The sequence below is a fragment of the Mesorhizobium silamurunense genome, assembly GCF_014843905.1.
Classification (GTDB): domain Bacteria; phylum Pseudomonadota; class Alphaproteobacteria; order Rhizobiales; family Rhizobiaceae; genus Mesorhizobium; species Mesorhizobium silamurunense.
Map to the genome: position 1 here is coordinate 1 of NZ_LPVS01000243.1, position 10,551 is coordinate 10,551.

Consider the following 10,551-nt stretch of genomic DNA (forward strand, 5'->3'; position numbering starts at 1 on the left):
GATTTCGCCGCCGCTACCGTTGACACAACTCGCCTCATATGAGGGGGGCTGTCCCGCCGGCTTATCCTGCCGAGGACGGTTATGCGCCGGCACTTACGGGCGTCGGGGTGACTTTAAAGAACTGAAGCGGACCGGGCAGGCCTTCGGCTTCCATCTCGCCATGCTCTTCAAATATCAGCCCCGAGCCGACCACGAGATCGCGCACCGTCCGGGAGGCGATGATTTCGCCCGGCGGCACTTGGTCGAGCAACTGCAACGCTACCTCGATGGCGATCCCGGAGACATCGTCGCCTCGCGCCTCGCACTCGCCGATGTGAATGGCCGCGTGAACCCCGAAACCCAGCCGCTTCAGGCGCTCGCCAATCGCGATCGCGCACTGGATCGAGCGCGTCGGCCGCTGGAAAACAGCTAGCAGCCTGCCGGCCGCCCGGCTGATCTCCTTGCCTCCTGCGAGCAGTAATTCCTCGCGGATGGCGTCGGCCGGGTGCTCGAGCGGATTGGCACCGGACGCCGCGCCATCGACCGCGAGCGACAGCACCGACACCAGCACCCGCTCGCCAGGCGCCGCCGGCAGGGCGCCTGTGACGAAAGCCTGGATCTCGTCGACGATACGATCGGAATTCTCGCCCCAGATCACGTGATCCCGGCCGGCAAACTCGATGTATCGCGCGCCTTCGATATGCGTTGCCAGATAGCGTCCTTCTTCCGCTTTGACCCAGCGGTCGCCGGCCGAATGCGCGATCAGCGTCGGCACGTGGATGGCGGGCAGGATGTTTCGAACATCGATTTCGGTGCCCCAGCGCCAGAGCGCGATCGCGTCGGCGGGCGAGGCGGAATTCCGGAGGTAGGCGGCGAACCATTCCTTCTCGAAACTGTCATTCATCAGGCTGGGTGCCGCATTGCTCATATCCGCCGGCTCTCCCCACTCTCTTTCGACGACGGTCAGGTCCTCTTCCACCTGCTCAGCTGTCTTCGCCCAGGGGTAATCCTTCGACCATCTGCCGCTGGCGGCTCCGTTGAGCACGAGTGCCGCCGTGCGGTCGGGATAGGTCGCCGCAAACAGCATGCACATAGGACCGCCCTCGGAGCTGCCGAACAGAACCGTCCGCTTCGATCCGACAGCGTCCAGCACCGCCCGCACGTCTTCCATCCGCTCTTCCATCGTCGGCAAACCGACATTGCGGTCGGACAGCCCGGTGCCGCGCTTGTCCATGCGGATCAGGCGGCAGAATGTGCCGAGGCGCTGGAGTACATGCGAAAACCGCGGCGAGGCCCAGGCCAGGTCGAGGTTGGAGACCCACCCAGGCACATAGATCATGTCGATCGGTCCATCGCCGGTCACCTGATAGGCGATGTTGATCCCGGCCGATTTGACATAGTGGGTCGGGGGGCGCAGGGGCTCGCCGCCGGATGCGCGGCGCTCGCCGGCCTTGGTTGGCGCCGGTGGCGATGTCGGGAGAGCACCCGAGGTGGCCGTCCGGGAGGCGGCTTGCGGCGTCATGCGGCGTGTGCGCAGTTCTTCATGGAGATGCCGGGTTTCCGGCTCGGGCTGCAGCTTAAGCTCTCGCTGCAGCGCATCGCGGCAGTTTTCATATTGCTTGAGCGCCAGATTGATCCGGCCCTGCGCCGCATAGGCTCGCATCAGGGCGCGGTGGGCGTCCTCCCTTAGCGGCTCCATCGCGAGCAGGCGCGTTGCCGCGCGCGCGCAGGAGGCGGGATCGTTGGTCGCCGAATAGTGCGCGACCAGCCTGTCCAGCACTGCGACCGCAATTGCCCTCAGGCGCTCGCGCTCGACCCGCAGCCAATCCTCGAACGGTTCCTCCTTCAGGCCGAACCCGTCGAGCAGGTCGCCGCGATAGACGACAAGCGCCTTTTCGAGATCCTCAGGCGCCGGGCTGGCCGCCAGCGTCTCGAACCGCACGACGTCGAAATCAAGGCCATCGAGATGGAGGGCGACGTTGTCGCCATCGGTGAGAAAGCGCCCACCGGATGACTGCATGGCCTTCCTGACGGCTGACACCGCCTGCCGCAGGCTCATCCGGGCCTGGGTCTCGCTGTTGATGCCCCAAAGCAGTGTCGCCAGCTTCTCGCGGGACTGCGAATGCCCGGATTGCAGCGCGAGATAGGCCACCATCGCACGTGCCTTGCGGCTGAAGGCCGGGACTGCGGCCCCGACACCGGCAAAGTCGAAACCACCCAGCAGATAAAGGTGAGGCCCGGTCATCGGATCCGCCACAGCCACAATGTGCAGCGCGATCCTTTCGCGGAGCGCGCTCTATTTCAACTGTTATTGCGCCGGCTTTTCACGATTTCATCACGCTGGTTCCCACGCATTCCTCACGGCGCTGGGGGAGCCTGTCCGCACTGAAGCTCTTGTCTCAGGAGGACACCCGTGCAACGCCCCGGTTTGACCGAATGGCCCGTCTGGCATGTCGATCCCTCGGACGATCAGGACGGGCATGGTGCCACGCAGCGCCATGACATTGCCCTGGCCCGCTACCTCGCAAAGCAACAAGCCCACCGGGCATCTGTCGTGCACAGGCTCGAACTGTGGGCCGCGGTGACCCGTGCCGCAACGCTGGCCGCAGGTGCCGGACGCGCCTTCTTCCTGGCACAGCGATCGTCCGATCGAAATGTCGGCCCGGCAAACAATGCCAGGCGCCGATCAACGCCATTGGCCTGACGCTGTCGAAGAGCCAGGCGCGGTTCAGCAAAATATTCTGGGCCGTTGAGCGCGGCGCCCGAAGCCAGGGCGCGTGCCGGCTATCCCTTCTCTTCCACCAGGATCACGAGCGATTCCGGTACTACACCGTCGAACGCCATGGCATCGGCGGCCGCCTTGCTCTGCATCACGGCCGCGAGCTTGTCCATGTCCGGAACGTCCATCATCACCGCCACGCGTTTCGGGTTCTGGGGGTCGACGAAGGTGCGGATATTGGTGATCCCGAGCGGGCCGAACAGCTCCTCGCGTTTGGGCGATGTGAGCCAGTGGTTCGCGTCTTTGCTGATGTCGTGATGGCCGATGATCGTTGGCATTTGAGACCCTCCCGAGTTGACGTCGGCGGGTAGAAATCGCCCGCCATGGCTGCGATCCTTACTACGTCGAATGAGTGCCGCTTTCGGCAGCTTGTCAATTAGTATTTTCTAATGTGACGATGGCGAGGGCGGAACGGCAGATCTCCCCGCAGGTGGGGAGATGGGGGGTTGGGCGGGCCGATCCGCCTTCTCCGACAGAAGCAGAACGGTTAGGCTCCCGCGTCGCTGCAGCGGGGAGCCTCGAAGATTCCAAAGCCCACCTTCCTCGAGATCGCCCGCCGCGCCGGCGTCGGCACGGCGACCGTCGAGCGCGTGCTGAACGGCAGGGGCGGGGTGCGCCCCGAGACCGTCGAGAAGGTGGTCGCCGCCGCGCGCTCGCTCGACTATCCGCGCCGGCTCCCCGAGGCGCATCGCGGCGTCATCCGCATCGAGGTCATCCTGGTCAGGCCAGACGCGACCTTCTTCGCCAGGCTGTCGCGCGCCTTCGAGCGCATCGCGGCGACGCTCGACCGCACGATAGCCGTCCACCGCACCTTCCTCGACGAGGCCAATCCGGCGGCGATAGCGAAGCGCATCCTGGAGCCAGCCCTCAGGCGCGCCGCGCTCATCCTCGCCGTGCCCGATCATCCGCTGGTGAGCGCTGCGCTAGGAAAACTCGAGGCGGAAAACATCCCGACAGTGCAGATCGTCACCCAGATCTCCGGCACCAAAAGCACCTATGTCGGCATCGACAATTACGCCGCCGGGCGGATGGCCGGGTTGCTGATGGCGCGCATGCAGCGGCAGCCGGGCAAGGTGGTGGCGATCTGCCATAGCCAGATCTATCGCGTGCATCGCGACCGCGTGCGCGGCTTCTTCGACTATCTGATCGAGGAGGGGCGAGATTTCGAGCCGGTGGCCGCGCTGTTCGGCTTCGACGATGGCGACCGCAACGCCGAGCTGCTGCACGAGGCGCTGAAGCGCTGGCCGGATCTTGCCGGCCTCTACAATGCCGGCGGCGCCAACACGGCGCTGAACGAGGTGCTGCGCCGACATGGCAGACGCCGCGAGATCTTCTTCGTCGGCCACGAACTCACCGAGCGCAGCACCCGCGGCTTGCGCGACGGCACGATGGATGTCGTGCTCGATCAGGCGCCGGAGGCGCAGGCGCGCCGCGCCATCGACCTGGTGCTTGCCGCGCTCAACCTGCACGACCTTCCGGTCGACAACCCGCCGATCCGCTTCATCACCTTCACCGCCGAGAACCTTTGATCTGATTTGATCAAGGAACCGCGAGCCTTCGCTGCAATCCCGGTGCTAACTCGCCGTGACCGGGAGACGATTGGCACAAGCATTCTCCCCCTCATCCGGCCGCCGGGCAGCACCGACGCCGGCGGCATCCTCTTCTCTCTTGAAGAGGTGGCGATCCGGGTGAGGGGGACTTTTCCAGCCGTGATCGTCTTACCGGGAGCGGGAGGATCATCGATGGCGAGACGGCTGACAGCCTACGATCTGCAGAGCGCCAAAGGCAGTAGGAAATGGCTGCAGCTGCATGTCGACACGCCCGCCGAAGCCGCCGCCGCGGTCGCCTGCGGCATCGTCATCCTCTCCTGCGAGCCCGATCATAATCTGGAAGCCATCCGCCAGGCGGCGCCCCACGCGTTCCTCTCCGTCGGCATGCCATATGGCGCGGTCGTTTCGCCCGATGAGGCGGTGCGGCTGGGCTTCGCCATGATGAAGCGCGGCGCCGATGCGGTCTATTCGTCGCATTCGCCGCGCTTCATCGAGGCCATGGCCGCCGAAGGCATCCCTGTCACCGGCCATGTCGGCCTGGTGCCCAACCGCGCGACCTGGACTAATTTTCGCGCCATCGGCCGTACGGCGGAAGAAGCCTTCAAGGTACTGCGCGCCGCAAAGGATATGGAGAATGCGGGCGCTGCCTGCATCGAGGTCGAGGTGGTGCCGGTCAGACTCGCCGAGCACATCACACGCTCGACCCCGCTGATCACCATGGGCATGGGCTGCGGCAGCGCCTGCGACACGCAATACCTGTTCTCCTGCGATGTGCTGGGCACCCATGCCGGCCACTATCCGCGCCACGCCAAGCGCTATGCCGACTTCGTCACGCTGGAGGCCGAGCTGCAGGAAAAGCGCATCGCCGCTTTCCGCGCCTTCGGCCACGACGTCGCCGCCGGCGCGTATCCCGAAGCGAAGCATCAGGTGGACATGGACGATGCCGCCTATGACCGCTTCCTCACCCTTTCCCAGTCTTTGTGAGATCAGCATGGACGACTTGCAATACGGCACGCGCAACAAAAGGGGCGACTGGGCTCCGAACGAACCGGCCGGCACCGCGCCGCTCTTCGTCTTCCCGCCGCGCCCGCTGGCGGTGCTGAAATGGCTGCCGCATTATTTCCTGCCCTACAATCTGCTCTTCGCCCTCTCGGCGGTGGCGTGGTGGCGCTTCGTGCTGCCCGACGTCGAGGTGATGAAGACGCTCGCGGTCGGCTGGATCCTGCGCCTGTTCCTCGTCAACTGCGCCGCGCTCCTGGTCTTCTTCGGCACCTTCGAGCTTCGACTCTACATTTTGAGAGCCCAGGGCAACCGCTTCAAATACAATGGCAAATGGCCGTCGCAGCAGAAGAGCAAGGCCTTCTTCTTCGAGGACCAGAACATCGACAACATGCTGCGCACCTTCGGCACCGGCATGCCGATCTGGACGGCGATCGAGGTGGCGATCCTTTATGCCTACGCCAATGGCTATGTGCCGTGGCTGAGCTTCGCCGAGCATCCGGTCTACCTGTTCTGCCTGGCGCTGGTGGTACCGATCATCCACGAGACGCATTTCTTCCTGCTGCACCGGACGATCCACTGGGCGCCGCTCTACAAATGGGTGCATTCGGTGCACCACAATTCGGTGAACCCGTCGCCGTGGTCGTCGCTGTCGATGCATCCAGTGGAGCAGCTCGGCTATCTCGGCGTCGCCTTTTGGCACCTGATCATCCCGTCGAATCCGCTGCTGGCGCTCTACCAGCTCCACTATGCCGGCTTCGGTGCCATCCCCGGCCATGTTGGCTTCGACAAGGTGGAACTGACCGAGGATACGAGCGTCGATAGCCACGCCTATATCCACTACCTGCACCACAAATATTTCGAGGTGAACTACGGCGACGGCCTGATCCCGTTCGACCGCTGGTTCGGCACCTTTCACGACGGCGGCAAGGAAGGCGAGGCCCGCATGCAGGCTCGCTATGAGAAGAAGAAGGCGCGTGCCAACGCTGCCGCCGCGAAGTGACAGCCCGGATAGACAGCCACGTTACGAGAAGAAGAAGGCGCGCCAACGCCGCCGCCGCGAAATGACGCCCGCACAGACAGTCACGTGAACGGTTTCGGCGGTTCACTTAGCCATCCCGCAAGGGCCGGTGAACAAGACAGGAGTGAGCCGGCACTCCAGATCCAGAGGGAGGAAACCCGTGAAGAAACTTCTCATCTCGACGGCGCTCGCCGCTTTGATGACGACCGCGTTCGCGACTGTCTCGACCAGCGCCTTCGCCGCCAAGCTCGGTGTCTCGATCGTTGACTTCGACAATAATTTTCAGACGCTTCTGATGCACGGCATGCAGGCCCGCGCCAAGGAGAAGGGCACCGATATCCAGATCGAGGACGCGCATAACGACGTCGCCAAGCAGCTCGACCAGGTCAAGAACTTCATCGCCAGCGGCGTCGACGCCATCATCGTCACGCTGGTCGATACCAATGCGTCGAAGACCATCAGCGAGGAAGCCGCCAAGGCCGGCATTCCGCTGGTCTTCGTTAATCTCGAGCCGTCGGACATGAAGAACCTGCCGGAGAAACAGGTCTATGTCGGCTCGAACGAGGTCGAGTCCGGCACGCTGGAAGCTTTTGAAGTCTGCAAGATGCTGCGCGCCAAGGGCAAGTCGGCCGGCGCTAATGCCTACATCATCATGGGCAGCCTGGTGCATCAGGCAGCACTCCAGCGCACCAAGGATGTCGAGCAGATCTTTGGCACCGACATGTGCAATTTCATCAAGGTCACCGACAAGCAGTCGTCGGAATGGTCGCGCGACAATGCGCAGAACCTGATGACCAACTGGCTGACCGCGGGTGCGGCGCCGGACGCCGTCATCGCCAACAACGATGAATCCGCCATCGGCGCCATCTTGGCGCTGAAGGCCAACGGCATCGATATGAAGAACGTCGTGGTCGGCGGCATCGACGCCACGCAGGACGGTCTGCAGGCGATGAAGGCCGGCGAGCTCTCGGTGACGGTGTTCCAGAACGCCAAGGGCCAGGGCGGCGGCGGCGTCGATGCAGCGCTCGCGCTTGCCAAGGGCGAGAAGGTCGACCGCGTCGTCTACGTGCCCTTCGAGCTGGTGACGCCGGCGAACGCGGCGGAATATCTGAACAAGAACTGATCCCAGGACCGGGCCTCCGAGGCAATCCCGGAGGCCCGCCGCGATCGAATTCACAGGTGAGAAAAATGACCGGCTGGATCAGGGCCTGCGGCCTCGACGACATCGAACAGGAGGGCGCCCGCCGCTTCGACCATGGCGGCCGGACTTACGCGATCTTCCGCTCGCCCGACGACGAGGTGTTCTGCACCGATGGGCTCTGCACGCATGAGGCGGTGCACATCGCCGACGGCTTGGTCATGGACTACGAGGTCGAATGCCCAAAGCACGCCGGCGCATTCGACTACCGCACCGGAGCCGCCAAGCGCCTGCCGCCATGTATCAATTTGAAGACCTATCCGGCGAAGGTCGAGGCGGGGGACGTGATAGTGGCGGTGGGGTGAAAAGCTCCTCCTTCTCCCACAGGAGGGGAGAAGGAGAGGGCGCCGCCTAGATCCCCTCGCCATCCACCAACGGCACGTCCTCACCCTCCCAGGGGCTCGGCATCGACCCGCGCCCTGCCGATGGCAGCGGCATCCAGCATCTGAGTTCCGGCTCGGCGTATTCGACGATGCGTCCGGGCGAAGAGTCCGACGCCCGCCAGCCTTCCTCGCCGAACTGGTCGGCGCGCGACCAGTAGGCCATGTCGACCTCGGCCGGCCCCTGTTCGGACGAGCGCACCGTCACCAGGATGCGGCTGCCGTCCCGCGGCGCGCTCGCCATGTTGCGCCAGTGGTCGGTGTCGTCCATGGGAAGTCCTCCTGACTGAGCAATTCAGGGAAAACCGTGCAGCGGTTTTTCGTCCGGAACTGCGTGAAAGCAAATTGTCTTTTGGCAATAGTCGCCGTCCGCCGGGGAGGGGTCAACCCGAACATGGCGCAAGACAGAGATATCATTCAGGGCTAATATATCCCTCGACCGCAATCGGATAGACGACGATGGACGAAGGATTGCTGTCTCAAGCCACCCGTCTCGGGCCGGTCCATCTCAAGGTGACCGAGATCTCGGCCGCTTTGACCGTCTGGCGCGACACGCTCGGACTGGCGCTTGTCGGCGGGGATGCCGCCACGGCGGAGCTAGGCGCCGGCGGGCGGACGCTGATAGTGCTCCATGCCGGGGCGCAGACACCCCTGCCGCAGAAATCGCGCGATCTCTTCCATGTCGCCATCCATGTGACGACGCGCCGCGACCTCGCCCATGCCGCCGCCCGCCTCAAGGCGTCGGGCTTGCGGTACAGCGCCCAGGATCACCTGGTCTCGGAATCGCTCTACGTCTCCGACCCGTCCGGCAACGGCATCGAGATCTGCTTCGACACGCCGGAGCGCTTCCAGCGCCGGGAGGTATCGGCCGACGGCCGCGTGACGCTGATTGCCGCCGATGGCAGCGCGCATTCCGGGCTCGAGCCGCTGGACGTCCCGGGCCTGCTGCGCGATCTCGGCGATTCCGGCCACGTTGAATCCGCGATGGCCGAGGACGCCTTCATCGGCCACATCCATATGCGCGCCCGCGCGCCGGAGGAACTGATGGAATTCTATGTCGGCGTGCTCGGCTTCCGGCCGCATATCCGGTCGAGGACCTTCGGCATGTTCGATTGCGGCACCGGGCGCCGGGCGCATATGATCGCTTTCAACATCTGGGCGCGCGACGAGCTGCGCGAGCCGCCGCCGAATGCGGCCGGGCTCGACCATTTCACGGTCGAGCTTGCTTCGGCAGAAGAGCTTGCCGCTGTCGCGTTAAGGCTCGACGCCGCCAGCGTGCCTGCGAAAAAGATCGGCGACGCGATCGACACCGCCGATCCGGAGGGCAATCGCTTGCGGCTCGTGGTTCAGGAAGGTTGATTCGCGCCGCGGTGGACCCATCGGGAAGCACAGAGGGAGAAGGGGAAAAATGTCAATCAGGGTGATAGGGACCGGCTTCGGCCGAACCGGTACGGATTCGATGCGCGAGGCGCTGACGATGCTCGGCTTCGGCCCATGCCACCACATGTCGGAGGTCACGGCGCATGAGGAGCAGAAGCGGCTCTGGCGGGCGTTGGCCAAGGGCGCGGTGCCGGATTGGGACCGGCTTTTTGCCGGTTATAAATCCTGCGTCGACTGGCCGTCGGCGCACTACTGGCGCGAGCTGATCGAAACCTATCCCGAGGCGCGCGTCATCCTCACCTGGCGCTCGCCTGAAAGCTGGTGGGAGAGTTTCGCAAAGACCATCCTGCCGGCAGTCGGCGGCAGCCGGGACCAGGAGTCGCTCGGCATTGCGCTCGTCTCCAAACAGGTCTTCGGCGACCGGCCGCAGGACCGCGCGCATGCGATCGCCGTCTACGAGGCCAATGTCGCGGCGGTACTCAACACCGTGCCGGCCGAGCGTCTGCTGGTCCACAAGCTCGGCGACGGCTGGGAGCCGCTCTGCGCCCATCTCGGCGTCCCAGTGCCGGCCGAGCCCTATCCGAGCCGCAACACCACGAAGGAGTTCCGCACGGCGCTTTCGTTGAAGTGAAAAGGGAAGGGAGTAGGCAATAGGTAGTAGGCAGTAGGGTGAACGCCGCACATTTTGACCGCCATCGCCCTATCGCCCTACTTCCCTACTGCCTAGTCCCTACTTCCTTCCGAAGGAAGGAACACAATCATGACCCGCTCCGACACCACCTTCCTGACCGCCAGCGAGCTGGCGGCGGCGATCCGCGAGCGGCGCGTCAGCGCCGTCGAGGCGATGGAGGCACAGCTTGCCCGCATCGCGCTGGTCAATCCGCTCCTCAACGCCATCGTCACCCTCGACGAGGAAGCTGCCCGTGCCGGCGCGATGGCTGTCGACCAGGCGCTCGCGCGCGGCGAGGCCGTCGGTCCGCTGCACGGCGTGCCGGTCACGCTCAAGGACGGCCACGCCACCGCCGGCATGCGCACCACCGTCGGCCTGGAGGCTTGTGCCGACCACGTTCCGGCGACGGACAGCACCATCGCGGCCAGGCTGCGCAAGGCCGGCGCCATCATCATCGGCAAGACCAACGTGCCGCCCAGGCTGCGCGATCTGCAGACCGTCAATCCGATCTTCGGCCGCACCGTCAATCCGTGGGACGTCACCCGCACGCCCGGCGGCTCCAGCGGGGGCGCGGCGGCCGCGGTCGCCGCCGGGC

12 protein-coding genes are annotated in these 10,551 nt (G+C 64.9%); 9 read left to right on the top strand and 3 right to left on the bottom strand.

The annotated features are described in order from the left end of the window. Positions 1-79 precede the first annotated feature (79 nt). Positions 80-2,224 (bottom strand): bifunctional AfsR/SARP family transcriptional regulator/alpha/beta hydrolase, encoded by a 2,145-nt coding sequence (locus AU465_RS33820; RefSeq protein WP_192257446.1) that lies wholly within the window; start codon positions 2,222-2,224, stop codon positions 80-82. 168 nt (positions 2,225-2,392) lie between these two features. Between AU465_RS33820 and AU465_RS33825 the strand changes: the two genes are divergently transcribed. After that, the gene (locus AU465_RS33825) at positions 2,393-2,683 is read left to right on the top strand and encodes a hypothetical protein (protein WP_192257448.1); all 291 of its coding nucleotides are present in this window, start codon (positions 2,393-2,395) and stop codon (positions 2,681-2,683) included. 80 nt (positions 2,684-2,763) lie between these two features. Here the strand turns inward: AU465_RS33825 and AU465_RS33830 are convergent, their stop codons facing one another. After that, entirely contained in the window at positions 2,764-3,036 is a 273-nt protein-coding gene (locus AU465_RS33830; RefSeq protein ID WP_192257450.1) for a hypothetical protein, read from the bottom strand. A gap of 246 nt (positions 3,037-3,282) precedes the next feature. Between AU465_RS33830 and AU465_RS33835 the strand changes: the two genes are divergently transcribed. From AU465_RS33835 to AU465_RS33855, 5 genes are all read left to right on the top strand, one after another. After that, on the top strand, positions 3,283-4,287 hold the full coding sequence (locus tag AU465_RS33835; RefSeq protein ID WP_192257466.1) for a LacI family DNA-binding transcriptional regulator: 1,005 nt from the start codon (positions 3,283-3,285) through the stop codon (positions 4,285-4,287). A gap of 213 nt (positions 4,288-4,500) precedes the next feature. Continuing rightward, positions 4,501-5,292 carry a 3-methyl-2-oxobutanoate hydroxymethyltransferase gene (locus AU465_RS33840; RefSeq protein ID WP_192257452.1) on the top strand — a complete coding sequence of 264 codons (792 nt, stop codon included), beginning with the start codon at positions 4,501-4,503 and terminating at the stop codon, positions 5,290-5,292. Positions 5,293-5,299: 7 nt separating this feature from the next. Beyond that, a complete protein-coding gene (locus tag AU465_RS33845; protein WP_192257455.1) occupies positions 5,300-6,310 on the top strand; it encodes a sterol desaturase family protein in 1,011 nt (336 codons plus the stop codon). A 178-nt stretch (positions 6,311-6,488) separates the two neighbouring features. Beyond that, entirely contained in the window at positions 6,489-7,451 is a 963-nt protein-coding gene (locus tag AU465_RS33850; RefSeq protein ID WP_192257457.1) for a substrate-binding domain-containing protein, read from the top strand. A gap of 65 nt (positions 7,452-7,516) precedes the next feature. After that, positions 7,517-7,831, top strand: a complete 315-nt coding sequence (locus AU465_RS33855; RefSeq protein WP_192257459.1) for a MocE family 2Fe-2S type ferredoxin — start codon at positions 7,517-7,519, stop codon at positions 7,829-7,831. Positions 7,832-7,877: 46 nt separating this feature from the next. On the opposite strand, the gene AU465_RS33860 is transcribed toward AU465_RS33855, so the two are convergent. Next, entirely contained in the window at positions 7,878-8,177 is a 300-nt protein-coding gene (locus AU465_RS33860; RefSeq protein WP_149803665.1) for a hypothetical protein, read from the bottom strand. Positions 8,178-8,365: 188 nt separating this feature from the next. Between AU465_RS33860 and AU465_RS33865 the strand changes: the two genes are divergently transcribed. From AU465_RS33865 to AU465_RS33875, 3 genes are all read left to right on the top strand, one after another. Beyond that, positions 8,366-9,265 carry a VOC family protein gene (locus tag AU465_RS33865; RefSeq protein ID WP_192257461.1) on the top strand — a complete coding sequence of 300 codons (900 nt, stop codon included), beginning with the start codon at positions 8,366-8,368 and terminating at the stop codon, positions 9,263-9,265. Positions 9,266-9,314: 49 nt separating this feature from the next. Further along, positions 9,315-9,917 carry a sulfotransferase family protein gene (locus AU465_RS33870; protein ID WP_192257463.1) on the top strand — a complete coding sequence of 201 codons (603 nt, stop codon included), beginning with the start codon at positions 9,315-9,317 and terminating at the stop codon, positions 9,915-9,917. A 129-nt stretch (positions 9,918-10,046) separates the two neighbouring features. Further along, positions 10,047-10,551, top strand: a 505-nt coding sequence (locus AU465_RS33875) for an amidase family protein (RefSeq protein WP_246506683.1), incomplete at its 3' end; no start/stop codon positions are given.

Excerpts from the sequence above, each read along its gene's own strand:
- AU465_RS33820 (WP_192257446.1), bottom strand. The coding sequence starts at position 2,224 with ATGACCGGGCCTCACCTTTATCTGCTGGGTGGTTTCGACTTTGCCGGT.
- AU465_RS33830 (WP_192257450.1), bottom strand. The coding sequence starts at position 3,036 with ATGCCAACGATCATCGGCCATCACGACATCAGCAAAGACGCGAACCAC.
- AU465_RS33840 (WP_192257452.1), top strand. The coding sequence starts at position 4,501 with ATGGCGAGACGGCTGACAGCCTACGATCTGCAGAGCGCCAAAGGCAGT.
- AU465_RS33845 (WP_192257455.1), top strand. The coding sequence starts at position 5,300 with ATGGACGACTTGCAATACGGCACGCGCAACAAAAGGGGCGACTGGGCT.
- AU465_RS33855 (WP_192257459.1), top strand. The coding sequence starts at position 7,517 with ATGACCGGCTGGATCAGGGCCTGCGGCCTCGACGACATCGAACAGGAG.
- AU465_RS33860 (WP_149803665.1), bottom strand. The coding sequence starts at position 8,177 with ATGGACGACACCGACCACTGGCGCAACATGGCGAGCGCGCCGCGGGAC.
- AU465_RS33865 (WP_192257461.1), top strand. The coding sequence starts at position 8,366 with ATGGACGAAGGATTGCTGTCTCAAGCCACCCGTCTCGGGCCGGTCCAT.
- AU465_RS33870 (WP_192257463.1), top strand. The coding sequence starts at position 9,315 with ATGTCAATCAGGGTGATAGGGACCGGCTTCGGCCGAACCGGTACGGAT.